Raw genomic sequence first — 25638 nt, 5'->3', positions numbered from 1 at the left:
GTGCAAATGGAGGTGTTGGCGTGCGCGGGGTGTTCTTAGTCTGGTGAAGTGCGATACGAGCCTGTTGGCTTGGGATCGTGCTCCCTTCGAAGCAGCTAAAGGAACAGCCTCCATGATGAATCTTGCGCAGTTGCGCGCGCGCCTGGAGCAGAGTTTTTCGCCGTTGGCGTGTGAGTGTCTGGTGGATGGTGATCATTCGCTGACGGTGAAGTTGTATCACCCGGAGACGGGGCAGGTGGATCTGGTGATCAGCGGGTTGAAGCTCGATGCGTTGCGTACGCCAGAGTCAGTGGCGGCGTTGGTGGATGAGTTGCGGTATGAGTTGGAGAGCAATTCGTTGCGATCCTCGCGGGATCCGGATTTGGCTTAGGCCGGGGTTTTGGGGGCAGATCCGTTGCTGCGGCAACGACTGCCTGGGTTTGAATGGTCAGGAGCACAGCGGGCGCGCCGCTTTGCTTCACTGCAGGCCTTCGCCCGCTGGCGAAGGCGGCCCGACAGCCGATCAATCTCCATCAGGACGCCCCCATTCCCACTGTGGGAGCGAGCCTGCTCGCGAAGGCGGCCTCACGATCCCCCGTTCCCCCTGAATTCACTCCCCCGATCCTTCCCCGCAAAATCGACAGCCCATTTCCCCATCCCCCTCCGTTTAACTGGCGCTTACAAGGTGGTCGGCTATAAAGAATGAGTAGTCAGGTCTTCTGTCATCCGCTGCAGTCGGGCGTGATTGCGGAAGTGGCTCTTCCATTTATCGCGGGTCATCCTATGAATAATCCTGGGAAACGCGTGTATCCACTCTTGTCGCTGGCCTTTTGCGTCGCGCTGCTCGGCGGTTGCGCCAGTCCTCCGCCACCGCCGCCTGCTGCACCTCCGCCGCCGCCGGTTCGTACGTGTCAAACCCTGGAAAATACCCAGGTGTCTGGCGATATGTACGTTGACGAGCAGGTCACTCGGCACATCACCACCACTCGCTGTGTCACGCAGTAGCGTGGGGCGGCGTTTGCGTTGAGGGCTCGGGTCGACCGCAGTGTTTGCCGTTGACGGCGCGATTGCGGCGGGTGGACTTTGGGTGGCAGTTGCCCAAGATCATCGATGCCTGAAATACAACCCATGTGGGAGCGGGCTTGCTCGCGAAAGCGGTGTGTCAGTCAATAAACCGGTCGGCTGACACACCGCATTCGCGAGCAAGCCCGCTCCCGCAGAAGATAGGCGGTAGATGGCGGTTCAGGGCCCGGCCGAGATCAAGGGTGGGAGTGGGCTTGCTCACGAAGGGGCCGGCCCATCCAGCATCAACGTTGACTGACTCGACGCCTTCGCGCTCCCACAAGGTTATTGATTGTCAGCTGGATCAGGACAGGAACCCACCGTCCACATTCAGCGAAACCCCGGTGGTGTAGCTCGACGCATCGCTTGCCAGGTACAACACCGCCCCGGCCATTTCACTCGGGTCGGCCACGCGCTTGAGCGGGATCTGCGTCAGCGCCTGCTTGAGGATTGCGTCATTCTTCACCAGTGCCGAAGCAAATTTGGTGTCGGTCAGGCCGGGCAACAGGGCGTTGCAACGGATGCCGAACTGCGCGCATTCCTTGGCGAAGACCTTGGTCATGTTGATCACGGCGGCCTTGGTCACCGAATAGATGCCCTGGAACACGCCCGGTGAAATACCGTTGATCGACGCGACGTTGATAATGCTGCCACCACCGTTTTCGCGCATCAGCTTGCCGGCTTCCACCGACATGAAGAAGTAGCCCCGGATGTTCACGTCGACCGTCTTCTGGAACGCACCCAGATCGGTGTCCAGCACATTGCAGAACTGCGGGTTGGTCGCGGCGTTGTTGACCAGGATATCCAGGCGCCCGAATTGTTCCTTGATGCCGGCGAAGACCTGGCTGATCTGCTCCATTTCACCGATGTGGCAGGCCACGGCGGTGGCTTTGCCGCCGGCGGCGACGATTGCGTCGGCGACGTGCTGGCAGCCTTCGAGCTTGCGGCTCGAAACGATCACGTGGGCGCCTTGCTGGGCCAGCAGTTTGGCGATGGCTTCACCGATGCCGCGGCTGGCGCCGGAGACGAAAGCGATTTTGCCGTCGAGGTCGAACAACTGAGTCTTGGACATAGGGGTTCCTTGGTGTGGGCCGTCAGAGGCTCGATTTCGCAATGACCTGCAGGCTCATGTGCTCCAGCAGTTTGTTCATGTGAATGAACTGCGCGAAGCGTTTGTCCTGGGTCTGGCCGTGGTAGAAGCGGTAGTAGATCTGCTGCACGATGCCGGCCAGGCGGAACAGGCCGTAGGTGTAGTAGAAGTCGAAGTTGTCGATCTGGATGCCCGAGCGCTCGGCGTAATAATCGACGAACTCGCGGCGGGTCAGCATGCCCGGGGCGTGGCTCGGCTGGCGGCGCATCAGTTGCACCGGTGCCGGGTCGCCGGCTTCGATCCAGTAGGCGAGGGTGTTGCCCAGATCCATCAGCGGGTCGCCGAGGGTGGTCAGTTCCCAGTCGAGCACGCCGATGATCTGCATCGGGTTGTCCGGGTCGAGGATCACGTTGTCGAAACGGTAGTCGTTGTGGACGATACTCGAAGTCGGGTGGTCGGCCGGCATCTTGTCGTTGAGCCAGGCTTTGACCTGTTCCCAATGTGGCGCATCCGGGGTCAGGGCTTTTTCGTAGCGTTCGCTCCAGCCCTTGATCTGGCGGGCAACGTAGCCTTCCGGCTTGCCCAGATCACCGAGACCGCAGGCGTTGTAATCGACACGGTGCAGCTCGACGAAACGGTCGATGAAACTCTTGCACAGTGCTTCGGTTTTCACCGCATCGAGGCCCAGTTCCGGCGGCAGGTCGGAGCGCAGAATGATGCCCTTGACCCGCTCCATCACGTAGAACTCGGCGCCGATCACCGATTCGTCGGTGCAGTGCACGTAGGCCTTGGGGCAGTACGGGAAACCGTCGCGCAGTTGATTGAGGATGCGAAATTCGCGGCCCATGTCGTGGGCGGATTTGGCCTTGTGACCGAACGGCGGCCGGCGCAGGACAAACTCCTGCTGCGGGTATTCCAGAAGGTAGGTCAGGTTAGACGCACCGCCGGGAAACTGGCTGATCGCCGGCAAGCCGGTCAGGCCCGGAATGTGCGCCTTGAGGTACGGATCGATCAGGCTGGCATCGAGTTCTTCGCCAGAGCGGATCCGGGTGGACTGGTCAGTAAGCGCCATGCTTATCCCTTCTGCTTATTTTGGAGGCCAGACATCATTGGCTAATCTAATGGTGCGCTCGGATGGTCACAAGCGCGGGTCGGTCTTATAGGTTAGCGTGTTGCCGGATAATCACCTTTGGGAATGTGCGCGACGGGCCGCGGCAGACTAAGGTTTAGGGGGTATGCCGTGTCCAGCAAGGAGCTATGAAATGGGTTGCCCGCAAGTCTGTGCCAGCGCCACCCTGCAATGCAGTTTCGGCGCCGCCCCGGCGGTGCTCAACGTGTTGCCGGTCAATCGCACGCTGACCGGCGGGATGCCGGCGGCGAACATCATGGATCACATACCACTGGTCAATATCCTGCCGTTCGGGGTGTGCATGAGCATGGCCAACCCGATGGTGGCAGCGGCGACGGCTGCGGCACTCGGCGTATTGACGCCGATGCCGTGCATACCGGCGACCGCCACGCCGTGGATTCCCGGCGGCGCGCCGACGTTGTTGTTGGGCGGTATGCCGGCGATTGATGCCAACAGCACGTTGATGTGCAACTGGGCGGGGGTGATCAAGATCGTCATGCCGGGGCAGATGCAGATGCTTATTCCCTGAGGCTTGTGTTGCCGAGTCTGGCCTCTTCGCGAGCAAGCCCGCTCCCACCCTGGAATGCGATCAAATGTGGGAGCGAGCCTGCTCGCGAAGAGGCCAGTGCTGCCAATAGAGAACCTCAGGCCTGCTGCGGATCCGCCCACCGCTGATACCACCAGCGCACCCGGGAAATCGGTTTGCCGTCCGCCCCCAGCGGCCGCCCGTCCTCGGCAAACCCTTGCTCTGGCTCCATCAACTGGCCGTTCAGATACCGTGCCTCCGCCGCTGGCTTGCCGTTGGGGTGAAAGCGTTGATAACGCCCCTCACGCACACCATCGCGGTAAAGCTCCGCTTCCGCCACTTGCCCATCCGGAAAGTAATTGAACGCCTCGCCATGCAACAAGCCACGCCGATACGTGGCCTTGCGCTGCAACCAACCCTCGGCCGAATAAAAACCCGCCACGCCTTGCAGTTTGTCGCGCACAAACGGCATCTGCGCCGAGACCTTGCCGTTAGGGTGATAGAGCAGCGACATGCCCTGCAATTCACCTTGGCTGTAATTCAGATCCGCCTGTTTGCGCCCGTCATCCTTGATCTGCAACGCGCCGTCGAGCTGACCGTCCTGCAAACGACCCTTGAGTTGTTTGTCATCCTGCTGCAAATCCAGCGGTGTGATTGCCATGCCTGCTCCCTGTCAGTTGACCTGCACCAGCCCGCCCTTGATGGTCAGCATGCCGCCGCCGTCCACAGTCTGCGAGGCCGCGCCCTTGTTGGTCAGGCTGATGCCAGCGTCGTTGGTCAGCGTAGTCCCGGCCTTGTTGTCCAGCGAGGTGCCGGCCTGATTGGTCAAGGCAGTTCCAGCCTTGTGGGTGATCGAGGTGCTGGCCGACGTCGCCAGATCCGCACCGCTCTTGATCGTGAAACTGCCGCCGCTTTGCAGGGTGAGAGTGCCGCTGACCTTGATCGTCAGGTTGCCGTCCACCGTCAGGCTGTAATCGCCGGTGACCTTGTCGCTGTAGTTGCCGCCGGTGCTGTGGTTCTGGTCGGCGCCGACTTTTACCGTGCGACTGTCCTTCACATCGAGGCTGTCGCTGCCGGTCTGAATCGTCACGCTGCGCTTGCCTTTTTCCAGGGTCACGGTCTCGTCGCCGTCCTTGACCGTGCGGGTGCGGGCGTTTTGTACGGTGAGTGTTTCGTCGTGGCCGACGGTGGCGGTGGTGTCGTTGAGCACGTTGATTTTCAGGTCTTTCTGCGCCTGCAAGAACACCTCTTCCGCGTCTTTCTTGTCCTCAAAGCGCAATTCATTGAATCCGCCCCCCCCCTTGGACGACTGGGTCTTGATCCCCGATTGCGTCTGGTTGGCCGGCAGCGCATAGGGCAGGGCGTTGTCGCCGTTATAGACGCAACCGGTCACCAGCGGCCGATCCGGATCACCGTCGATAAAGGTCACGATGACTTCCTGACCGATGCGCGGAATGAACTGCATGCCGAAACCCTTGCCACTCCACGGCAGCACCACGCGCACCCAGCAGGAACTGGTTTCGTCATTCTTGCCGTCGCGATCCCAGGGAAATTGCAACTTGATCCGCCCGTATTCGTCAGTCCAGATTTCCTCGCCGGACTTGCCCACCACAATCGCGGTTTGCGGGTGCATGCGCGGTTTTGGTGTACTGCGTTGCGGGCGAAACGGTGTGGCTTTGGGGATCGCCTCGAAGCGGTTGCGATAGCTCTCATGGCTGGCGTCGTGGGTCACCCGCGTGACGACCCAATCGATGTTCAGGCTTGCGTCTTCGTGGCCGTCGAGGGTGAACCAATGGCCCGGAATCAGCCAGCGGCAGTCGCTCTCGCCGACAAAGCGTTTTTCCTCACTGCGCAAACCGTCGACGCGTTGCTTGGTCAACGTATCGCCGCGAGCCTTGGCGTTGTAACCGCCGGGATGTTCATAGATCGAACGCGGCCCGGCCACGGCTTCGGCCTGGCCATAGAGCGAGGTGGTCGGCGTGGTGAATTCGTAATCCGTCGCCTTGTACACGCCGGCCACGGCTTGCACACACACCTGGCCTGAGCGGATGCCATGCAACTCACGCTCGCCCATTTGCTGGCCCAGATATTTGACCTTCGGCCCGTTGGGGATCGGTACGAAAGCGTCGTTGCTGTCACCCAGCACCAGCGTGTGCTTGCCGTCCTCGTGGGTGAAAAACCAGAAGATGCCTTCCTCTTCCAGCAGCCGCGAGACAAAAGCAAAATCGGTTTCGCCATACTGCACGCAGTATTCACGCGGGGTGTAGCTGCCGGTCAGCGAGAGTTTGAAATCGGTAAAACCGTGGGCCTTGAAGATCGTCGTGACGATGTCCGACGTGGCGAAGTTCTGGAATACGCGGTTGTTGCTGGCCAGCGTCAGCCACCAGAGCCAGGGTCTTAGCAACAACTGATAGCGCTCGGCGGTGGCGTCGGCGGGGAGTTGGCGGATCTCGGCGACCAAGGCATCGAGCGGACGCATCACAGAGTCGTTGTGAAAAGTTGTCGTGACGTGGCTGGCGACGGCGCTGGTGAGGGTGAGCGAGGTACCGTCGTTGAGGCCGTTGAGGGTTTGCGAAGCGAGCACGTTAAGGGCTTCGTCGCCGCAGAGCGACTCAGGGAACAGCGCCGACAGCGAGGTGGCGGTGAGGGCAAGCGTGGTGCTGCTGTCGGTGGCACGGGGCATGGATCGATCCTTGAGTGGAGATACTGCGTTAATTCATCTTTTGAATAATAGGGGGGGTATTGAATGCTTAAAGACTACCGTATTCACTCCCAGCGCCCATACTTCAATGAGCCAAGCAGCATGGCTGCTTCATCAATGGTGTCCAGGATCATGTCAATCTGCTCCTGCATTACAAGATTCAGGTTTTCGGCAGTTAATGCTTGGCCGTTGTACGTGATTAGTAAGCTGTCGAGTGTGTTGTTGTTTCTGTTCCACAGGTCTGGGATGAGTCGGCTTCTAATGTTTGTATAGGGGGGTCTTGGAGGTCTTAATATAATCAGTTGATGGTTTTCAGCGTTTCTTAATTTGTGCGGTGTTTCTTCGGGGGCTGCTAAGTCTACGGTATATCCAGCGGAAAGGATTTGCAGTATTTCTCTTGCGTAAATGGCGGGTCTGGTAATCAAGGCTCGATGGTTTACATTGCCTTCGATAAAATTTGATTGCTTCGTAGGGAGCGATACTAGAAAGAATGGCAGTCGGGAGTAAATGCCGCCCAGTATCCAGGCAGCTGTTTTTTCCACGGTCCAAAATGGGGTGATCTGGTTGTGTTCAAGATTGAATCTTGATCGGCCCTGTGCTGTTGAGGGTACGGTGGATTTTTTCTCTTTTGTAGTTAGATTGTCTTTGTCCGAGTTTCGGTATAAGAAAATCTGCTGGAAAGTTCTGGGTGACACTCTGATTCCGAAACATTGCTCAAGCGTAAGGTGGGCTGCCACAGAGTGCTGTAATGCGGTAATGGGGGTTACTGTTTTTCCGCGAGGAGTGACCGGCGTGGCGTCGGAAATATACTGGATGTTGGACAGTAGCGTTATTGAACGTAGTGCGTAGAAACGCTTGCTTGTCTGGGCTATTCTGGCCAGATCCATGTCAGACAGGTAATCAAGGATTGCAATGATCAAACTTTGATGAAGATCCGTTATGTCCATGGTCCTTTCCTGCTAAAAGCAACTGTGCTTATGGTCCGTCAGACAAATGTATATGGCTCAGTGATGGAGTCCCCGATCAGTGAGGTGATGTGCAAGAAAGCCTCTGCATGAGTCGCAAGGGAGCATTAAATCGCCTTTGCTTCTTTTGTTATTGAGTGCGTAGTGTTCCGGCATGAGATCAGAACCCAACCATACGACAACAACGCTGTCATATTGAAATGCCCGGTCCGCGAACAGTTTTGATTCGGCGCAGTTTTTAACGGTCAGCTTCGCTGGTTTGCCTGAGGGTGTTTTGAATTCGTTGACGAAAGTTGACCATAAGTCATTTTCGGCCGGTAATAGTGATATCTCGCCACCGCTAAATAGTTGCAGGGTATTTTTCGCGGCTGTAGTTTGGTCAATCGAGCTCTCGGCGTTTTCTTTTTTTCCGGAGAAAGCGATTTTTATGGTGTTCTCGCCTTTTAGCTTTCCTACTGCGAAGCAGCCTGATGGCAACTCTATGTCTTTGATGAGGTGAAAGAATGCGCGGGCGAAGTAAAGTGTTTGGTCATTTGGAGCTGGGCAAAAAGTAGTCAGTGGGATGGTTGAGTCGCTTAGGCCTTTGTTGCACACGTCATCAAATGTTTCTTTGTCAAACAGGCTGAGAATGTTTGTTCTGGTCTGCTTTTCATTTGTTAGAGCGAGTGCGTATTCGTTAATTATCGATTGTGGTGCGGCGATGCCAGTGGTAGTTGCGTGCTTCGTATTTAATAGCGCTTTTTTATTCCAGGCGGCAAACACGATTTCTTTACAGGCGCTGGCTGCGGTTGTGAGTTCGGCGGTTTTTATTATTTCGGGCGCTCTCAGGTAACTGCCTTCAGCAAGCGCTGAAGGTGCCGCTACGGTATGGTTTACTTTGCACGTTTCACATTCTATTTTTCCGTCAATAGTCGTTTTTGCAATGTAGGTGAAACAAGTGGCTGCTGGCGGTGGATAGACTTTGTAGGTTTCATTTTTCCAAATAAGGTTTACGTCTGCCATTTGAAAGCTCCTTGTATTAAAGTTGATGCGTTATTCCAATACCCACTCCGCCAACTTCCCCGTCACCTGCGTCATCAACACATTCTCGACATCCCGCGCACCCGCCGCGCTGCACTTGGCGAGCACCGCCTTGACGATGCCCGAATCAAACTCGAACTGCTTGCCGGTTGCAGCCTTATAGCGCCCGCGCAATTTCTCCAGCTTCGCCAGCACAATTCCTTCCAGCGTCGCTTCATCCAGCGGCCGATAGGCGACCACGGTCATGCGCGCCAGAAACGCCGGGCGGAAGGCTTGCAGGAGGACTTTGTGCAGGGCCTCGTTGAAGGCTTCCGAGCCGAGTTGCGCCACGGGCGTATCCAGTAAAAGCTCCGCGCCGACGTTGCTGGTCGCGAGCATCACGGTGTTTTTGAAGTCCACCACCAACCCGGTGCCGTCCTCCATCAAGCCTTTGTCGAAGACGTTGTAGAACGCTTCCAGCACATCCGGGTGCGCCTTCTCGATTTCGTCCAGTAGCACCACCGAGTAGGGCTTGCGGCGGACGGCTTCGGTGAGCACGCCACCGCTGCCGTAGCCGACATAACCGGGCGGCGCACCTTTGAGTTGGCTGACGGTATGGGCTTCCTGATATTCGGAGAGGTTGATGCTGATCAGGTTGCGCTCGCCGCCGTACAACGCATCGGCCAGCGCGTAAGCGGTTTCAGTTTTGCCCACGCCAGTGGGGCCGACCAGCAGGAACACGCCGACCGGTTTCTGTGGATCAGTGAGCCCGGCGCGGTAGGCCTGCAAGCGTTGCGCGATGGTGTTGAGCGCGGTGCTCTGTCCCATCACACGCTGGCCCATGCGGGTGCCGAGGGTGCGCACGGCATGGGCTTCGTCGGCGAGCATTTTGCCGACGGGGATGCCCGTCCATCCGGCAATCACGGCAGCGACGGTTTTGCTGTCGACCTGTTCCGGCACCAGCGGGTCGTCTTGGCGAATCGCATCCAGCCCGGCCTCAAGACGCAGCAATTCTGCAGCCAAATGGTCGATGCGGCTGTCAGTGGCTTCATCCGGTTTGTCGCTGTCGGCACTTTCGCTCAACGCCAGTAATTCGCGTCGTGTTTCAAGTAGCTCGCGCACGGCGACGCGTTCTTCGCTCCAGCGGGTTTCCAGTTCGCGGATGGCCTGCACATTGGTTTTCGATTCATCCTCCAGCAGGGTAATGCGTTCCCTGTGATCCAGGCCGGTAGCCTGTTCACGCCGCAAACGTTCGACTTCATCCTTGAGGCTGTTCTGCCGGTGACGCAGGCTTTCCAGCGGTGGCGGCACGTCGTGCTGGCCGAGGGCGACCCGGGCGCACGCGGTATCGAGGACGCTGATGGCTTTGTCCGGTAGCTGACGGCCGGAAATATAACGGTGCGAGAGTTTCACCGCTTCATGGATCGCCGCGTCGAGCACCTGCACGCCATGGTGCTGTTCGAGTTTGGCGGCGACGCCACGGAGCATTTCCACGGCGGTGATTTCGTCCGGCTCTTCGACCTGCACCAGTTGGAAGCGGCGGGCGAGGGCCGGGTCTTTCTCGAAGTATTTTTTATATTCCAGCCAAGTCGTGGCGGCGAGAGTACGCAGTTCGCCCCGGGCCAGCGCTGGTTTCAAAAGATTCGCCGCATCGCTGCCGCCCTCGGCCCCGCCGGCCCCGATCAGCGTGTGGGCCTCGTCGATGAACAAGATGATCGGTTTGTCGGCGCTGCGTACCGCGTCGATCACGCCTTTCAAACGCTGTTCGAACTCACCTTTGACCCCGGCGCCAGCCTGCAGCAGACCGAGGTCGAGCACGCGCAGACTGACCTCTTGCAACGACGGCGGCACGTCCCCGGCGGCGATGCGCAAAGCCAAGCCTTCGACCACGGCGGTTTTGCCGACGCCGGGTGCGCCAACCAGAATCGGGTTGTTCTGCCGGCGCCGCAAAAGAATATCGATGCACTGGCGAATCTCGCCGTCGCGACCAACGATCGGGTCGATGCGTCCGGCGTGGGCGTCGGCGGTCAGATCCAGGGTGTATTGGACGAGTACTGAATCCTGTCTTGGTGCGGAACCTTTAGACGTGGCGGTTCGGGCACCAACGTGTTCGCGGGAGTTCTCCGTCCACTCCAGCAGATTCGCCCGCAGGGCCTCCTTGGGAATTCGCAGCAGGGACGAAGCACTGTTGAGCAACAGACTGCGGCGCTCGTCACGGTCGATCAATGCCAACAGCAGAAGCCCGGAGCGAATGCTGTCGATCCCCAGCACACTCGCTTGCACCACCGCATCTTCAAGCAATCCCAACGTGTGCGAAGACAGTGCAGGCGTACGCGTGCTGCCAGCCTTGAACAAGTCCAGCGCCTTGTTGATTTCAGCCGTCAGTGCATCCCGTTCCAATCCAAAACGCGGCAGCAGAAAGGCAAAGTCGCCGCCCTCGATGTCGAGTAACTCCAGCAGCAAATGCTCGATCTCGACAAAGTGATGCCCGCGTTGCAAACAGCGTTGCGCGGCGCGTTCGAGGGCGCGACGGTTGTCCGGGTTGAGGCGTCCGATCAGGCTGGCGAGTTCCATGTCAGGTGATCTCCAGCTGACGAAGGCGGGTTTCAATGCGCTGCACGGTGAGGCTGGCCTGCCGTTGCAATCCGCCGTTCCAGCTCAGCAGGGCCGGGGCCTGGCGACCGAGTTTCATCGGCCCGGCACCACGCACCAACATCACCAGTTTCACGTCCAGATCCGGGCCGAAATACAGCGCGGCCAGGCTCGCCAGTGCCGGGTGCGCTTCGCCGTCCGGCAAAAAGCGCCCGGCCTGCGCCGAGGACAATGGCCCTAGTGTCAGGCGAATTCCGGCGTGCTCATCCCAGACCCGAGTGCCGGCGACCGCAGTGCGACCGAGTTGCAGATTGCGCCCGCCAGCCTTCATGACGCTGCGGCTGGCAGCCGGAATCTCACGCCATGCGCCTTCATAGGCGCTCAGCTCCACCGGCACGGCGAACTGCTCGCGGACAATTGCCGCGAACCCGGCCAGTGAGCGCCGGCCATCGGCGAACAAGGCGGTGCAGGCCAGCACCGCGCAATCGGGAATCGCCTGGCGCTCCTGCAAGGCCTTGGGTAACAGGCCGGTAAGGGCACGCAATTGCGCTTGTACCGGCGAGGCGCCCGGTGTGACAAAGCCAAGGGCGATGCGGTGCTTGCGCATCACTTTGTAGAGCAGGCTGAGCAGCCGATGCTGGAACAGATCGAGGAACTCGGCGGGCGCGTGATCCTTGGCCCGCGCGCGTTGTTGCAGCCATTCCTGATAGGCGTAGGGCAGCGGGCCGTCGGGTCCGCCGAGGCCGAACATCGGTGTATTCAGGGTCAGCGGTTCCCCCGGTTTTTCCTCAAGGCTTTCGATCTGGCTGGCGGCGAACACCGGCGTCAATGGTCCGCGCAGCTTTAAGGCTTCGGCCTGCGGGGATGTGCCTGAACCCAGGGAATCGGCCTGCGGCTGTTCGCGCTCCAGCAACAGCAACGCCTGCAACCACTCGAACGCCTGCGGATCGCGGCGCAGTCGCTCGCCCAGCGTCAGAGCGACAGGGGCATGCCGGCTTGGGGTTGCCATGCCTTGATCTCCTTGTCGGCCTGCATGAGCACCGTGCGCACAAAGCGATTAGCCGTGGCGTACACCGAAAAGAATTGCGCCAGCACTGCAGAAAACAACACCGCGCTGCTGCCGACAAAGTGCTGCGGATCAAGCTGCAACTGCACTTGCAGGCCATTGCGCCATCCGCGCCAGGCGTCGGCGCCGACATGGCCGATTACCCGTTCGCAGTTCAGGCTCAACAGTCCTTCGATCTGCCGCAGGGCGCTGGCCTCGTCGCGCAGATTGTGCAGGTGCAGAATCTCTTTCAAAGCATCGAGTGCCTGCGGGCCTTCGACCAGCGACAAGTGATTGAGGGTCAGTTGCGATACCAGCCGCCAGCGTGAGTCACCGTCCAGGCGCGGCAGACTTTGCGGGCTCGGAGGATTGCGCAGCCGCGCCCAGGCCACCGGCCCGGGCCGTTCAAAACCCAGCAGCGTGCCGGCCAACAGGCTTTGCGCCAAATGTCGATTGGTGCACAGCAGCTCGGCGGTGAGGCTGTAGTCGGGCAGGTCGGTCTGCGGTTCGAAACGGGTGTCGACCACACTCACCAACAGGTCACTGCCGAGCCGGTTCGGGGTCATGCCGCTGACCCTGCGTGCGTGCCAGTAACGCTGTTGATCGCCGCCGCTGTGCTGGCTGCCGTAATACGCCGGTAGCCGCTGTACCCCGGTGCTGGAGCTGGCGCGCATGCCGCGAATACTGTGGATCTCGACGCTGTTCTCGCGGTGGCTGTCGGCGATCAAACGGTATTCACTGCGGGTGCCGTCCGGGCGCAGCGGCTCGGAGGTACGCGGGAACAGGTTGATCGCCGGAGCGCAGCCGAGGGCGATGTCACTGGCCTGCAAATGCAGACGACTGTCCGGGGCGCGGTCGAAAACGATGTACAGGTACAGCGTCTGGCTGTCGCTGGAAACTTCGCTCAGCGGCAGATCAAAGAAATGAAATTTGTCCGGGAAGGCAAAGTATTCCGCCAGCAGGCGCATGCCCGGGTGCACGCCGTCTTCGTCGGGCAGCAGCACTTCGTCATCGCTGAAACCGACGATCTTCGGCAAGCCTTTCACCGGCGTCGGAATACTCCCGGGCGAGCCGGCCAGCACCTGCACCGCATGGGCGCCGAGCAGGTCATACAGGCCGGCGTTGATCACCGGAGATGCGGCCAGATGAATACGCAGTTGCTTGATGCCAAGCGCGACCCATTGGCTTTCACCGAGACAACGCAGGCTCAGGCGCAACGCCGAACGCGCTTGCGCCACACCGGTCAGCGCTTGCGCCTCATCGCTGCCAAGCAGCAACGCTTCGCTCACCTCGATCGGCCACAAATGCACAGGGGCCGAGGTGCGAAAGTGAATGCTCTCACCCTTGCCGGTGGTGACAAACAGCGGTGTGTCGGGGGGCAGCGGATAGCCGCCGTCGAGGTTGCCCTTGCTCGGGTCCGGCTCGAACTGGACGATGGCGCAGGACGGCAGTGGCCGCACCGCCAGCGGATAAAGCTGTTCGAGCAAGGCATCGCTGAATTCGGCGTAGTCGTCATCGAGTCTGCGTTGCAGGCGCGCGGCGAGCAGGGCAAAGCCTTCGAGCAAGCGTTCGACGTGCGGATCCGGACACTCGCCGGGTGACAGTTCCAGACGTCGCGCGACCTTCGGATAGCGCTCGGCAAACTGACTGCCGGCATGGCGCAGCCAGGTCAGTTCGCGTTGGTAGTAGTCGAGCAGTTGCGGGTCAATCGAGTCGCTCATGGCGCACCTCCAGCCCTTCGCCGCCGGGCTCGATGACAAACGCCACCGGCCAATACTGCAGACCGCTGCGCAACTCGCCGACGAGACGGATGCTCAGGCGTTGTGGCTGGTCAGGCAGGGGATTGACCTGAACTTCGCCCAGTTTCAGGCGCGGCTCGAAATGGGTGATGGCTTCGCGAATATCCCGCGCCAGTCGACGACGGTCATCGCTGCGCTGTTGTTGCAATGCGCTCCAATCCGCGATGCCGTAGTCGATCACGCTGGGTGGCTGGGTGAGGGGGCGCGGGCCACGACGGCTGTTGAACAGGCGCGCCAACTCGGCATGCACCGAGCCGAGCAAGCCCTGGCGATCAAACGCCTGCACGCTGTCGGCCTCGCCGGATGCGAGGCGTTCGAACAGCGGCGGGAGAATGCCGGTGCCGGCCATGGCCTATGCGTCCGGTCAGGCTGACTTGTTGGCAGCCATGTCCCAGGTCGAGGCGGCCGTACCTTCCTTGGTGCCGTCGTCCTTCTGTGCGGTGAGTTCCCATTTGATCTTGGTGAAGTTCAGGGAAATGGTTTCCACCGGTTTGCCGCCGGTGCCACCGCTGACACTGACGTTCGACAGCACCACGTTGGTCAGGGTGTAGATGATGAACGGCATCAGTTGCCCGCTGCCCTCGGCGGCGTTGCGGCCGATGGTGATCTTGGCTTCGGGGATCGGTTTGCCGGCGCAGCAGTAGCCATTGAGCGACGGCGTGGAGCTGTCGACGAACTTGGTCAGGGTGAACTCGCCGATGTGCGGCTTGCCGGAGGTCCGTTCCGAGTTGCTGACGTCGTTGGTCACCTGCATCGCCACGTTGTGGCTGTAGGACATGACCTCGATCTTGTCCTTGTAACCCTCGAGCAGGCTGTCACCTTTGATGTCGCCGCCGAGGTCGAGAATGATTGCATCCATCGCTTGAAACTCCTGAAGGTTATCGCGCTAGACAAACGGGGGAGCACCCGCAGGAAAATCCTGCGGGCGCAGGCAGGTCAGGCTGCTACCGGAGGCGGCAGGGTGGCGACCAGGCGGATCGATGCCGTCAGTTCTTCCAGCTGGAAGTGCGGGCGCAGGAACACCGTCGCCTTATAGGCGCCCGGCTTGCCGGCGACTTCGGTGACATCCACGCGAGCTTCGCGCAACGGGTACTGCGCCTTGATTTCCTGCGGCGCGTTATCGTTGATCAGCACGTAGTCGGCGATCCAGTTGTTGAGGTAGCTCTGCACGTTGTCGCGGGTCATGAAGCTGCCGACCTTGTCGCGCATGATCACCTTCAGGTAATGGGCGAAACGCGAAGCGGCGAGCACGTACGGCAACATCGCCGAGATCCGCGCGTTGGCGTTGGCCTCGTTGGTGTTGTAGACCTTGGACTTGTTGGTGGTCTGGCCGCCGAAGAACACCGCGATGTCGCTGTTCTTCTTGTGGCACAGGGCGATGAAGCCGAGGTCGTTGAGCTCTTTTTCGCGGCGGTCGGTGATCGCCACTTCGGTCGGGCACTTGAGCGACAAGTCACCGGAGCTGGTGCGGAAAGTGTGCGCCGGCAAGCCTTCAACCGCGCCGCCACCTTCCGCGCCACGGATCGCTGCGCACCAGCCGTACTTGGCAAAGGCTTCGGTGATGCGTTGCGACAACGCCCACGCGGCGTTGCCCCACAAGTATTTGCTGTGGTCGGTGCCGTTGACGTCTTCAACGTAATTGATGCCCTCGACCGGCGAGGTTTCGGGGCCATACGGCAGGCGCAGCAGGAAGTGCGGCAGCACCAGCGACACGTAGCGCGAGTCTTCGCTCTCGCGGAACGAGCGCCACTTGATCAGCTCCTGGCTCTCGAAGACTTTCGACAGGTCACGAGGTACGGCCAGTTCGGTGAAGCTGTTCATGTCGAACAGACGCGGGCTGGCGGCAGCGATGAACGGGGCGTGGGCGGCGGCGGCGACGTTCGACAGTTTCTCCAGCAGGCCGATGTCCTGCGGGTGCCGGCCGAAGGTGTAATCACCCACCAGCAGGCTGAACGGGTGCCCGCCGAAGGTGCCGTATTCCTCTTCGTAGATCTTCTTGAACAGCGCGCTCTGGTCGAACTCGACGGCTTTTTCCAGGTCGTTCTGCAGTTCTTTCTGCGTGACGTTGAGCAGGCGCAGTTTCAGGCGGGTACTGGTTTCGGTGTTCTGCACCAGCATGTGCAGGCCACGCCAGGACGCTTCGAGTTTCTGCAGGTCGGGGTGGTGCAGCACCTCGTTGAGCTGGGCACTGATCAGTTCGTCGATCTGGCTGATGCGGTCGTTGATCATCGCCACGGTGTCCTTGTCGATGGCCATGCCTTCGTCAAGGACCTGGGTGGCGAACTCCGCGAGCATGTCGCGGGCGTAGTCCTGCTGACTGTCATCGTGGGCCATGCGGCCCTCGGCGATGATTCGGTCGAGCAGGGATAAGGTTTCGGCTGCAGCATTGTCGCTGGCTTGATTCTGGGCGGCGGCGGGCATGGCGAATTCTCCCCTCGTTAGGTGGATGATCAGGCTTGCGGTTCGGCCGGAGCCTCGGCGTCAGCGGCCGGGGTAGCGGTGTCTGGGCGAGCCGACTTGATTTCCTGCAGGCCTTCGGTGTTGGCGATGACGTCGCGCAGCAGTTTGTCCAGGTCATCGTTGCCATCAAGTTTGGTCAGCAGATCACGCAGGCGCTGGCGTGCCTCGAACAGGCGACGCAACGGGGTGACTTGCTCCACCACCCTGACCGGGTCGAAGTCGTCGATGTGTTTGAAGTTGAGTTCGATGTTGAGCTTGCTGTCGTCGCCGCTGAGGGTGTTGTTGACCTGCAAGGTCGCACGTGGACCGATCGAGGCGAGCACTTCGTTGAAGTTGTCACGGTCGATTTCGGTAAAACGCCGTTCATTCAGTTTTGCCAATGGTTCGAGCGGCTTGCCCGAGAGGTCGGCGAGTATCCCGACCACCAGCGGCAATTCCTTTTTCTCGATGGCATCGCCGATTTCGACGTCGTAGGTGATTTGCACTCGGGGCGGGCGAACCCGGTCGAGCTTGTGCTGAGTACTTTCTGCCATGGTGGTTGACTCCGATGCGAAGGCGGGCGCAATGCATCGGGGAGGCCCGTTCATCGCTTTCCCTTACTGGACCGTAGGTTAGAAAGGGTGGCAGATGACCTGTCGTTCCTTTGACAAACCTTCCTCATTCGGCTGCGGGAACCGAACTACCCAAGACGCTAGAACAGGTCTATAAAAAAGCAAGCAAAAACGATTTTGGACTGCCACGGGAAAAGGAAAATTCATTTTGTGCGGACGATTTTTTGTAGCGTTTTTGTTGGCGCTGCTGACCGGGTGTTCCCTGTTCGGGCCGAAAGTGGATCTCGACAGCCTGACCCTCGACGTCGCGCCCAAGGCCAATGACGACACGCCGATTGCCGTGGACTTCATCGCGGTCAACGACCCGGACCTGCTCAAGCAACTGTCGGGCATCAGTGCCAGCCAGTGGTTTGCCGAGCGCGAGCAGTATCAGCGCGACTATCGTCAGCTGATGAGTGTGTGGGGTGTGGAGCTGGTGCCGGGGCAATTCATCGACCGCCAACCGTTCCCGCTGGGGGGCAAGAAGGCCGCTGGACTTTTGGTCTTCGCCAGCTATAACACACCCGGAGCACACCGCTTGCGGCTGGACGATCAGAGCGAAGCGTGGCTCAAGTTCGACAGTCGCGAGATGAGCCTGGTCAGCAAGGAAAACTGAAACACACCGTCCGCCGCCGGTTCGCGGTGCAGTCGAAGGGAGTCGTATGAGTCTGCTACCTGACGCGGTCTGCTGGCACGAAGGCATGCAATTGCTGCCCCAGCATTTTCAGTTGCAGGGCCTGCGAGCCGAAGCCCTCGGCGCGCACCTGGCGCACGCCTGCAATCCGTGGTTCTGGGGCGTCAGCCACATGGATTTCGACCCTTCGGCGCTGAGCGGTGGCGTGGTGCGGCTGCTGTCGTTGCAGGGAACGATGCCCGACGGTTTGCCGGTGAATCTGCAAGCCGGCAGCGGGTCGATGCTGGAGCTGGATGTCAGCGCGGCAATCAGCGCCACCGACGATGCCACCGTCACGGTGTACCTGGCGATCAGCCCGTTGTGGCGCGCCGGGCAACTGCTGCCGCTCAAGGGGCGTTTGCAGTCGGTGGTCGGCGAGGCATTGCCGGATCTCACCAGTGGCGAATTCCCGGAATCGATCACCGTGTGGCGGCCCAATCCGCGCCTGTGCACGCAAGCGAACAGGGCCGATTCGATCTGTCTGCCGCTGTTGAAAGTCCGCAAGGAAGGTGGTGGTTTCCTGCCATTGGCCTATACACCGCCAACTCCGGTGCTGTTGCCCGACGCGCCATTGGGCCGGCGTGTCGCCGGGCTATGCGCGCGGGCCCGGGAGAAATGCATGTTCCTCGGGGGCCGTCTGCGTCAGGCGCAACAGGCCGGCAATCAGGACGATGCGCTGGAGATTCGCCGGCAATTGACCGCGTTGTGGGCACGCCTGCCGGAAGTCGAAGGCGCGCTCAACAGCCGCATCGCCCATCCGCAGAGTGTGTATGTGCAACTGCTGGGCCTGGCCGGCGCATGGTCGGCACTCGATCCGCTGGCCGGGGTGCCGGCGTTTGCGCCGCTGGATTTTCTGGAGCTGCAGCGCGGTTACGACGCGGTGCTGCAATGGCTGGAAACCACCCTCGAACTGATCCGTGCCGGTTATCGCAGCCTGCCGTTCGAGCGCGGAGAGCAGAGCTTCTCCATTCAGTTGCCCGATGAGCAACCGAGCCAGCGACTGGTGATCGGCCTGCGCATGCCCAACGGTGCCAGCGAGCAGGCCGCCGGTGACTGGCTGCGGGGCGCAATCATCGCTTCGGCGCCGCACATCGCCTTGCTCAGCCGCCAGCGCATGAGCGGTCTGACGCATCAGGCGATGAGTCGCAGCGAGCAGGTGGCATATAGCGTCGGTGAGGACACGCGGCTGTTCGTGGTCACTGCCCAAGGGGCGTGGTTCGACGCGCAACTGCCGCTGATGATCGCCGCGCCCGCCGCGAAGCTGACCAGCAGTCCCTGGCAAGTGGTGCTGTTTGTCGCCCAGAACAGCGAAAGTGCCTGATCACACAAGGAACGCCGTATGTCCCAAGGAAGTGCCGCAAGCCTGGGGTTGCAGGACGCACCGCTGAGCAGCGCGTTCCGCCAGACCTGGCAGCAATGGCAAGTGGACTGGAGCCAGTTGCCCAAGGACAGCGAAGACGAAGCGGCGCTGGTGGACACCGTGGTCGAGTTGTCGACCCAGGCTTCGCAACGGTTGTGGCGCACGGCGTATTCGCGGGTCGGCGATTCGGCGACCGAACAGGTCAAGGCGCTGGTTTACGCGTTTGTCGCACTGGTCGATGAAACGCTGCTGTTTACGCCCTGGCCCGGACAGGCCGCCTGGCAGGACAAGCCGCTGGAGTCGCGGCTGTACGCCAGTCGGCAGGCCGGCGAGCAACTGCCGGCGGCGATACAGACGCTGCTCGACGAACAGCAGCCCACCAGCCGTGATCTGGCCAACGTCTATCTGCAGTGCCTGATCCTCGGTTTCCACGGTCGTCTGCGCGGCGAACACAGCCAGGCGCAACTGGAGAAATGGCGTCTGGCGTTGTTCAATTTTGCCTGGCAGGACGACGCCAGTTACGCCGATGTCAGCCAGCGGCTGCTGCAGCCCTCACGGGTCGCGCCGCTGCAACTGCCGGTGCGCAGCGCTTTGCCGGACGGTTTTCGGCTGGCGCTGGGCATTCTCGCGATGGTGCTGCTGCTGACCGGCCTCGGGCAGTTTTTCTGGCGTGACATTCGTTCGGAGCTGGAGCCTGTGCTGCAAATCAGCGATCCGGCGGTCACGGCGGAGCAAGACTCATGAGCGTCCTGTCGATGGTCGCGTGGGGCGTCGCGCTGCTGTTGTTGCTGGTGATCATCGCCGTAGCCGTGTGGTGGTTGCGTACTCAGAGCGGGGCGGCAATTCGCAGCTTTTATGCTGCGGTGCGGCACATGGAGCAAGAACAGGGCAGTCACGATCGTTATCAGTTGCCATGGCTGCTGTTGCTCGGCGATGAAGCCCAGGGCACGCAACTGGTCAGCGAATGGCGTTTGCAGCCGACCGACAAACCGGCGTGGTTCGGTCGCTGGTGGTCCGATCCCGAAGGTGCGGTGCTGGTGGTGCCGCAGGCGTTGTTCCTGCCCGAAGACGGCATGCACCTGCAGCGTGGCGGCTGGTGGCGTCTGCTCGGGCTGATGTTGCGTCTGCGCAGCAAACGCCCGCTGGACGGGGTGATCTGGACCGTACCGGCCAATCGTCTGGGCAATCTGGAGCAGGCCACCCAGCTCGGTCTGGCGGCGCGCCGCCGCTTCATCGACCTGTTGCAACGTTTAGGCTTGAGTGTGCCGGTGTACGTGATCATCACCGGCCTTGAGGAGTTGCCCGGGTTTCAGGAACTGATCAGCGCACTGCCCGACGAAGTTCGCGAGCGCACCCTGGGCTGGTCGTCACCCTACGCCCGCGACGCGGTGTGGCAGGGCCAGTGGAGCGATCAGGCGCTGGATTGCCTGCACCGCGCGGTGTCAGAAGCGGTGATCGAAATCGGCACGTTGTCCGGGCACTTGAGTGCCGACCTGTATGCCTTGCCGGAGCGCCTGGAGACATTGCGTCGCGGCTTGCAGAATGTGCTCGAGCCGGTATTTCAGGGTAATGCTCAAGGTGAGGCGCCGTGTTTTCGCGGCGTGTATCTGACCGCCAATCAGCCGTCGGAAGATGCGCTGGACGGTTTTTCCGCGGACGACAGCGGCTTGCAGCGCAGTGCGTTCGTGCGTCCATTGTGGCGCGAGCGACTGGTGGGCGAACGGGGCCTGGCCCAGGGCGTGCCGCGTCTGTTGCGTTTGCGCCAGCGTTGGCAGCGGATCACCGCCGGTGTTGCGCTGGTGGTCGGGGTGGTGTGGGCGGTGGCGCTGGTCTGGATCTGGCGCGATGCGGTGCGCGATGCTCACGAACTGGCGCGGCTGATGCAGGGCGCGCAGAAGAGTTATGTCGCGGTTACCGACGAGGCGCACCGGATCGAGCCGACCCGGCGCAACGTGCAGAGCTTCTGGCGGGTGCTGGAAAAAGCCCCGCACTGGCATTACGCGTCGCTGGTGTTTCCGAGCTCGTGGTTTTCCTCCTTCGACACCCGGCTGGAGCAGGAGCTGTTTCGCTCCACCCAGCGCCACATGCTGGTACCGCTGCACGACCTGCTGGTCGCGGAACTGGCGAAAATCAAGGCAATCCGCAGCACCGACCGACGCAACAGTGTGGAAAGCGAAGACCCGGCGCAGTGGCAGAACTATCAGAAAGCGAGCGACCTGGTGGATCGCGCGCTGCGTCTTGAGCAACAGAACCAGCTGTTCGGTGAAGTGCAGAATAACCAGAGAGTGCCGCTGGATGATCTGGTGCAACTGAGCAACAGCGCGCTGTCACTGAACCTCAACGCCGCCACCTTGCCCCACGCCGCTTACTACAATCGGCTGCTGGCGGCGGGCGACAGCGGCGAGTTGCAGGCGCTGGACCTGAGCGTGGACCGGCCGCTGATCGTCAGCAACTTCACCGGGATGATGGAGCGTTGGCTCGATCAGTATTTCCTCGCCGACAACTTCGTCAGCAAGGCCGGTTACCTCAAGCTGCATCTGGAGCAATTGGAGGCGGGCAGTGGTAACAGCCTGAGCGAGCTGGAGGATCTGCGTGCGCTGATCGACGATCTGCAAGCGGCCATCGCCCTGACCAACTCGACCTGGAGTCGCGGCAAGGGCCAGGAACTGGTGCCGGGCTATCGCGATTTCCTCGACAAGGTGCGCAAGAGCTCATTGCTCGGGCCGGCGGTCGAGCAGCAACTGGACCAGCAGGCGAGCAAGCTGCAACAGAGCTTTCGCGATCAGTGGATTGCCCAGGTCGGTTCGCGCGGTAACTTGCTGGTGCAGCAGGGCAGCGGGCAACTGGCGTTGCAGGAACAGGTGGTCAAGCTCAACAACGCGGTGCAGGCGCTGTTCAAGCGCGACTTCGTGTCGGTTGCGATGCGCGCCAGCCAGGACAACGTCAACCTGCAGGGCCAGACGGTCGACGGTGATGACCTCAATACCTCGCTCAGCTATTTCGCCAGCTACAAGAGTTATGTCGCCGAAGAGTTGCCGCGCATCCCGCCGGCGTATCGCGAAGCCTTGCTGCAGGCCGCCGAAAGCGCCGCCGCTCAGGCGATGTGGCTGAGCCTCAAGGATCACAACGATCAGACTCATCCTTACGCCGTGTTCAACGTGCAGGCAGAGCAGGCGATGGCCCTGCAGAAAGCCTTCGTCGAGGTGCATCGCAGCGATCTGGCGTCGCGCCTGCAGGGGGCGTTGAACCGGCGGGCGTTGGCGCAGATCGTCAGCGGCCTGGAGGAAATCACCGCGCAGCCGTTGTTCGGCGGTCGTACCGAAATCAGCCAGTGGGACGGCTCGAAAAACCTCGGTCTGCAACTGTACGGCGCCAGTGATGTGCAGGACCTGAAGCTGAGCCTCAAGCAGCAATTCAATACCATGCTCGGCATCACCGAGCGGCGCACCTCGGCGTTGCAGTGGCTGATGACGCAGCAGGGCAATCTGTCGGCGATCGATTACGAACGAGTGACCCAGTTCAGCGCGCTCAACGACGAACTGCTCAAGTATAAGGACGCCAACCCGGCCAGCTCGCCCGCGCAGATCGAGCAACTGGTCAGCCGTGACTTTGTCGAGATGGACACCGGCACCTGCGTGCAGCTGTTGCAGTCGGCCAACATCGCCGGTGGCCGTGGCACTCTGGCGATGCGCGCGGTGGAGTTGCAACAGAGCGCCATGCAGCGCTGCCAGTTCCTGCAACAGCAGCAGGCTGCGGCGGCGTGGAACGAGCTGGCGACCTACTTCAACCAATACCTCGCCGATCGCTTTCCGTTTGCCAACGGTGTACAGGCGCAAGATGCCGACCCGGCGCGGGTCCAGCACTTTCTGGAAATCGTCGACAAGCGTCTGGCGGTCGCCCAGGCCGGACTGGTCCTGAGCCAGACTCCGGAGCGGCTGGCCGCCGAAGATTTTCTCAATCGCCTGAAGCAGGCCAGCGTGTGGCTGACGCCGCTGTTCGTGCGTGACAAGAGCGGCATTCTCGGGGTTGAGCTCGACGTGCGCTGGCGCACCGATCGCGAGGAAGAAAGGGGGGCCGATCAGGTGATTGCCTGGGGCCTGCTGGCGGGTAATCAGCAGATCAACTACCCCGGTGCCGAACAGCCGAACCTGCGCTGGATGGTCGGCCAGCCGATTCGCCTGACCTTGCGTTGGGCGCGTAACGGCAAGGAGCGCCCGGTCAACGACCCGCTGCAACCGAACCTGGTGGTGCGCGACATGGAGGCCGGTTGGGAGTACGGCGGCCCGTGGTCGTTACTGCGGCTGATGCGTGCGCATTTTTCCGTGCAGCGTCAGCCAAACCTCGATTACACCGACTTTCCACTGGCGCTGCGCCTGCCGGTGACGGCGGCGACCGACAGCGTCACCAGCGAATTCACGCGGATGTTCGTGCGCCTGTCGCTGATGAGTCAGGGTTCGAAACTGCCGCTGGCGATTCCGCCGTTGCCGACCCGTGCACCGCGTTCGCCGTATCAACTGACCGGCGCCACCGCCGCCCTGGACGTGCGTAAAGAGGAGGGGCTGTGAGCCTGCCATCGACGACTTTGCCGGACCTGATCGATCAGTTGCTGGCGCCCATCAGCGTCGAGCAACCCTGCGGGGTGGATTTGCGCTATGAGCGCGAGTACGACCAGTTGCGTGACTTGCGCCGCGAGGATGACACCAGCCTGCCGACCGGGGTCTGGCAGTCGGCGATCAAGCGGGCGAGCTGGCCGGACGTGGAAGCGCTCACCACGACGCTGCTGCTGGAGCGCAGCAAAGATCTGATGCTTGCCGCGTGGCTGGGCGAGGCGTGGCTGCATCTGCAAGCACTGGACGGCTTGCCCGGCAGCCTCGCGCTGATCGCCGGCCTGTGCGAGCGCTACCCCGAGCAAGTGCACCCGCAAGCCGAGGACGGCGACCAGTCGTGGCGGGTGATTCCGCTGGAATGGCTGGTGCGCCGCTACAGTGAAGTCCTGCTGACGCGGGTGCCACTGTTCGGCGCGCACAACAGTGATTTCGAGGTCTACACCCTGGACGTCTGGCGCCGCTTGCAGGTGCAGCAGGTCAAGGCCAATGACAGCAAAAACGCCAAGACTTCGGCTGACACCGCGCGCAACGAACAGAAGAAACTCGGCGACCAGATCCGCGTTACACCCATGGCGTTCTGGTTGCGCATGCAGGGCAATCTGCTGCTGAGCCTGCAGCATCTGCAGCGGCTGGACGCCTGGAGCGATGCGTATCTGGGTGAGCAGGGGCCGGGATTTCGCCCCTTGCAGGAAACCATTCAAGCGTTGCTGACGCTGGTTCAGGAGTTCATTGCCATGCACCCACAACAGCCGGCACCGCCACCTGCGGTGGTTGAGGTTCCTGTCGCCGTGGCGCAACCGGATGCAGAGGCGCCGGCTGCGCAAGCGTTTCGCGAGCCGGCCAGTCGTGAAGAGGCTTACCGACAACTGCTGCTGATCGCCGAGTACCTGGCCCGCACCGAACCGCACAGCCCTGTGCCGTATCTGATTCGTCGCGGGGTGGAGTGGGGCAATAAACCGTTGAGTGAGTTACTCGGCGAGTTGATCTCGGCGGACGCCGAATCGCGGCGCTTGTGGACCTTGCTCGGGGTGCTTTAGTGCACCCGCTGATTGCCCAGGCGCGGCGGCAGCGCAATTGGCGTCAGCACCGGCTGACCGGAAAAGAACGCCACGAGGTTTTTCCCTACCAGTTCTACCGTGCCTCGGGTGGCTTCCGGTGATAGCCCCGCAACGTGCGGCGTAAGAATCACGTTGTTCAAGGTTTTCAGCGCATCCGGTACTTGCGGTTCGTGATCGAACACATCCAGTGCAGCGCCGGCAATCCGCCGTTGCTCAAGGGCGATGATCAGGTCGGCGGTGGCGATCACGCTGGCCCTTGCAATATTGACGATGAAACCTTTCGGGCCCAATGCGTCGAGCACCGGGCGGGTTACCAGATGCTGGGTACCGATGCCGCCGGGCGTGGCAACGATCAGAAAATCCGCGGCCCGCGCCAGTTCGGTCGGCGTCGAGCAGAATGCGTATGGCACATCGCTGCGAACCTGGCGGTTGTGGTAACTGATCTGCATGTCAAAACCGAGGTGGGCGCGCTTGGCAATCGCCATGCCCACCGCGCCCAGGCCGAGAATCCCCAGGCGTTTATTGGCCAGCGACGGGCGCATGATTTTCGGCCACTCACCCCGGCGCACGGCGGCGTCGCAGCGCGGAATGTCGCGCACCAATGCCAGCAGCATCGCCATCGCGTGGTCGGCCACCGACGAGGCGTTGACTCCAGCGCCGTTGGTCACGGTGATCCCGCGGTCGCTGGCCGCCTGCAGGTCAACGTGTTCATACCCGGCACCGATCACGGTGATGATCTTCAGGATCGGCAGGGCTGCGATTTCATCGGCGGTCAGGCCCAGTGGGCCTCGGGTCAGTACGGCGTCGATTCGCGAGCCATGGGTGGCGATGGCTTGCGCCCGTTCGGCAGGGGTTGGCGCGAGGATCAGGTGAAAACCCTGATGCTCGAGAATCGGCAGATAGTCATTGATGGTTTCAACCAGTACCAGAACGGTGGCGGGCATTGCGCGGCTCCTGTTGATCAATGGCGGTTCGGTCGCGAGAGTCGTGTCAGAGTGCTGAT

General features: G+C 61.2%; 21 protein-coding genes. 7 read left to right on the top strand and 14 right to left on the bottom strand.

Going from position 1 to position 25638, the window contains the following annotated elements; translation table 11 throughout:
* Positions 1-112 precede the first annotated feature (112 nt).
* The gene (locus AC0J41_RS14615) at positions 113-370 is read left to right on the top strand and encodes a DUF1652 domain-containing protein (RefSeq protein WP_025111441.1); all 258 of its coding nucleotides are present in this window, start codon (positions 113-115) and stop codon (positions 368-370) included.
* 975 nt (positions 371-1345) lie between these two features.
* On the opposite strand, the gene AC0J41_RS14610 is transcribed toward AC0J41_RS14615, so the two are convergent.
* Together AC0J41_RS14610 and AC0J41_RS14605 are read right to left on the bottom strand one after the other, a co-directional pair.
* Positions 1346-2113, bottom strand: coding sequence for an SDR family oxidoreductase (locus AC0J41_RS14610; protein ID WP_025111442.1), 768 nt, complete (start codon positions 2111-2113; stop codon positions 1346-1348).
* Between the two features lie 22 nt (positions 2114-2135).
* On the bottom strand, positions 2136-3203 hold the full coding sequence (locus AC0J41_RS14605) for a phosphotransferase family protein (protein WP_473012823.1): 1068 nt from the start codon (positions 3201-3203) through the stop codon (positions 2136-2138).
* Between the two features lie 190 nt (positions 3204-3393).
* Here AC0J41_RS14605 and AC0J41_RS14600 point away from each other — a divergent pair, with 190 nt between their 5' ends.
* On the top strand, positions 3394-3789 hold the full coding sequence (locus AC0J41_RS14600; protein ID WP_025111444.1) for a DUF4280 domain-containing protein: 396 nt from the start codon (positions 3394-3396) through the stop codon (positions 3787-3789).
* Between the two features lie 115 nt (positions 3790-3904).
* On the opposite strand, the gene AC0J41_RS14595 is transcribed toward AC0J41_RS14600, so the two are convergent.
* The 11 genes from AC0J41_RS14595 to tssB all read right to left on the bottom strand — a co-directional run bounded on the left by AC0J41_RS14595 (position 3905) and on the right by tssB (position 16880).
* A complete protein-coding gene (locus AC0J41_RS14595) occupies positions 3905-4447 on the bottom strand; it encodes a toxin-antitoxin system YwqK family antitoxin (RefSeq protein ID WP_473012822.1) in 543 nt (180 codons plus the stop codon).
* Positions 4448-4459: 12 nt separating this feature from the next.
* On the bottom strand, positions 4460-6469 hold the full coding sequence (locus tag AC0J41_RS14590) for a type VI secretion system Vgr family protein (RefSeq protein ID WP_473012821.1): 2010 nt from the start codon (positions 6467-6469) through the stop codon (positions 4460-4462).
* 83 nt (positions 6470-6552) lie between these two features.
* Positions 6553-7434, bottom strand: coding sequence for an F-box protein (locus AC0J41_RS14585; protein WP_473012820.1), 882 nt, complete (start codon positions 7432-7434; stop codon positions 6553-6555).
* 57 nt (positions 7435-7491) lie between these two features.
* Positions 7492-8454, bottom strand: a complete 963-nt coding sequence (locus tag AC0J41_RS14580) for a hypothetical protein (RefSeq protein ID WP_473012819.1) — start codon at positions 8452-8454, stop codon at positions 7492-7494.
* Positions 8455-8484: 30 nt separating this feature from the next.
* On the bottom strand, positions 8485-11025 hold the full coding sequence (gene tssH, locus AC0J41_RS14575) for a type VI secretion system ATPase TssH (protein ID WP_473012818.1): 2541 nt from the start codon (positions 11023-11025) through the stop codon (positions 8485-8487).
* A 1-nt stretch (position 11026) separates the two neighbouring features.
* Positions 11027-12052 (bottom strand): type VI secretion system baseplate subunit TssG, encoded by a 1026-nt coding sequence (gene tssG / locus AC0J41_RS14570; protein ID WP_473012817.1) that lies wholly within the window; start codon positions 12050-12052, stop codon positions 11027-11029.
* The gene (gene tssF / locus AC0J41_RS14565) at positions 12016-13809 is read right to left on the bottom strand and encodes a type VI secretion system baseplate subunit TssF (RefSeq protein WP_473012816.1); all 1794 of its coding nucleotides are present in this window, start codon (positions 13807-13809) and stop codon (positions 12016-12018) included. The genes tssG and tssF overlap by 37 nt, the downstream gene beginning before the upstream one ends.
* The gene (gene tssE, locus AC0J41_RS14560) at positions 13793-14236 is read right to left on the bottom strand and encodes a type VI secretion system baseplate subunit TssE (protein WP_473012815.1); all 444 of its coding nucleotides are present in this window, start codon (positions 14234-14236) and stop codon (positions 13793-13795) included. The genes tssF and tssE overlap by 17 nt, the downstream gene beginning before the upstream one ends.
* A gap of 15 nt (positions 14237-14251) precedes the next feature.
* Entirely contained in the window at positions 14252-14746 is a 495-nt protein-coding gene (locus tag AC0J41_RS14555) for an Hcp family type VI secretion system effector (RefSeq protein WP_473012814.1), read from the bottom strand.
* Between the two features lie 77 nt (positions 14747-14823).
* Positions 14824-16308, bottom strand: a complete 1485-nt coding sequence (gene tssC / locus AC0J41_RS14550) for a type VI secretion system contractile sheath large subunit (protein WP_320328514.1) — start codon at positions 16306-16308, stop codon at positions 14824-14826.
* A 29-nt stretch (positions 16309-16337) separates the two neighbouring features.
* Positions 16338-16880, bottom strand: coding sequence for a type VI secretion system contractile sheath small subunit (gene tssB, locus AC0J41_RS14545; RefSeq protein WP_025111455.1), 543 nt, complete (start codon positions 16878-16880; stop codon positions 16338-16340).
* A 226-nt stretch (positions 16881-17106) separates the two neighbouring features.
* Here tssB and AC0J41_RS14540 point away from each other — a divergent pair, with 226 nt between their 5' ends.
* Genes AC0J41_RS14540 through tssA form a run of 5 tightly spaced genes read left to right on the top strand, consistent with a single transcriptional unit; the run spans position 17107 to position 24614 of the window.
* On the top strand, positions 17107-17553 hold the full coding sequence (locus tag AC0J41_RS14540; RefSeq protein WP_025111456.1) for a hypothetical protein: 447 nt from the start codon (positions 17107-17109) through the stop codon (positions 17551-17553).
* 46 nt (positions 17554-17599) lie between these two features.
* Complete coding sequence (gene tssK / locus AC0J41_RS14535) at positions 17600-18931, top strand: type VI secretion system baseplate subunit TssK (RefSeq protein ID WP_473012813.1); 1332 nt, start codon at positions 17600-17602, stop codon at positions 18929-18931.
* An 18-nt stretch (positions 18932-18949) separates the two neighbouring features.
* The gene (locus tag AC0J41_RS14530; protein WP_473012812.1) at positions 18950-19714 is read left to right on the top strand and encodes a DotU/TssL family secretion system protein; all 765 of its coding nucleotides are present in this window, start codon (positions 18950-18952) and stop codon (positions 19712-19714) included.
* Positions 19711-23535 (top strand): type VI secretion system protein, encoded by a 3825-nt coding sequence (locus AC0J41_RS14525; RefSeq protein ID WP_473012811.1) that lies wholly within the window; start codon positions 19711-19713, stop codon positions 23533-23535. The genes AC0J41_RS14530 and AC0J41_RS14525 overlap by 4 nt, the downstream gene beginning before the upstream one ends.
* Entirely contained in the window at positions 23532-24614 is a 1083-nt protein-coding gene (gene tssA / locus AC0J41_RS14520; protein ID WP_473012810.1) for a type VI secretion system protein TssA, read from the top strand. The genes AC0J41_RS14525 and tssA overlap by 4 nt, the downstream gene beginning before the upstream one ends.
* On the opposite strand, the gene AC0J41_RS14515 is transcribed toward tssA, so the two are convergent.
* On the bottom strand, positions 24611-25579 hold the full coding sequence (locus tag AC0J41_RS14515) for a 2-hydroxyacid dehydrogenase (RefSeq protein ID WP_473012809.1): 969 nt from the start codon (positions 25577-25579) through the stop codon (positions 24611-24613). The two genes, tssA and AC0J41_RS14515, sit on opposite strands and share 4 nt — an antisense overlap.
* Between the last annotated feature and the right edge of the window lie 59 nt (positions 25580-25638).

It is taken from the genome of Pseudomonas sp. Arb-4-2C, from assembly GCF_055755015.1.
This window is presented reverse-complemented; position numbering and strand designations above follow the sequence as displayed.

What these genes read in the sequence shown, in the direction of transcription:
- AC0J41_RS14615 (WP_025111441.1), top strand. Translation starts at nt 113, where the DNA reads ATGATGAATCTTGCGCAGTTGCGCGCGCGCCTGGAGCAGAGTTTTTCG.
- AC0J41_RS14610 (WP_025111442.1), bottom strand. Translation starts at nt 2,113, where the DNA reads ATGTCCAAGACTCAGTTGTTCGACCTCGACGGCAAAATCGCTTTCGTC.
- AC0J41_RS14605 (WP_473012823.1), bottom strand. Translation starts at nt 3,203, where the DNA reads ATGGCGCTTACTGACCAGTCCACCCGGATCCGCTCTGGCGAAGAACTC.
- AC0J41_RS14600 (WP_025111444.1), top strand. Translation starts at nt 3,394, where the DNA reads ATGGGTTGCCCGCAAGTCTGTGCCAGCGCCACCCTGCAATGCAGTTTC.
- AC0J41_RS14595 (WP_473012822.1), bottom strand. Translation starts at nt 4,447, where the DNA reads ATGGCAATCACACCGCTGGATTTGCAGCAGGATGACAAACAACTCAAG.
- AC0J41_RS14590 (WP_473012821.1), bottom strand. Translation starts at nt 6,469, where the DNA reads ATGCCCCGTGCCACCGACAGCAGCACCACGCTTGCCCTCACCGCCACC.
- AC0J41_RS14585 (WP_473012820.1), bottom strand. Translation starts at nt 7,434, where the DNA reads ATGGACATAACGGATCTTCATCAAAGTTTGATCATTGCAATCCTTGAT.
- AC0J41_RS14580 (WP_473012819.1), bottom strand. Translation starts at nt 8,454, where the DNA reads ATGGCAGACGTAAACCTTATTTGGAAAAATGAAACCTACAAAGTCTAT.
- tssH (WP_473012818.1), bottom strand. Translation starts at nt 11,025, where the DNA reads ATGGAACTCGCCAGCCTGATCGGACGCCTCAACCCGGACAACCGTCGC.
- tssG (WP_473012817.1), bottom strand. Translation starts at nt 12,052, where the DNA reads ATGGCAACCCCAAGCCGGCATGCCCCTGTCGCTCTGACGCTGGGCGAG.
- tssF (WP_473012816.1), bottom strand. Translation starts at nt 13,809, where the DNA reads ATGAGCGACTCGATTGACCCGCAACTGCTCGACTACTACCAACGCGAA.
- tssE (WP_473012815.1), bottom strand. Translation starts at nt 14,236, where the DNA reads ATGGCCGGCACCGGCATTCTCCCGCCGCTGTTCGAACGCCTCGCATCC.
- AC0J41_RS14555 (WP_473012814.1), bottom strand. Translation starts at nt 14,746, where the DNA reads ATGGATGCAATCATTCTCGACCTCGGCGGCGACATCAAAGGTGACAGC.
- tssC (WP_320328514.1), bottom strand. Translation starts at nt 16,308, where the DNA reads ATGCCCGCCGCCGCCCAGAATCAAGCCAGCGACAATGCTGCAGCCGAA.
- tssB (WP_025111455.1), bottom strand. Translation starts at nt 16,880, where the DNA reads ATGGCAGAAAGTACTCAGCACAAGCTCGACCGGGTTCGCCCGCCCCGA.
- tssK (WP_473012813.1), top strand. Translation starts at nt 17,600, where the DNA reads ATGAGTCTGCTACCTGACGCGGTCTGCTGGCACGAAGGCATGCAATTG.
- AC0J41_RS14530 (WP_473012812.1), top strand. Translation starts at nt 18,950, where the DNA reads ATGTCCCAAGGAAGTGCCGCAAGCCTGGGGTTGCAGGACGCACCGCTG.
- AC0J41_RS14525 (WP_473012811.1), top strand. Translation starts at nt 19,711, where the DNA reads ATGAGCGTCCTGTCGATGGTCGCGTGGGGCGTCGCGCTGCTGTTGTTG.
- AC0J41_RS14515 (WP_473012809.1), bottom strand. Translation starts at nt 25,579, where the DNA reads ATGCCCGCCACCGTTCTGGTACTGGTTGAAACCATCAATGACTATCTG.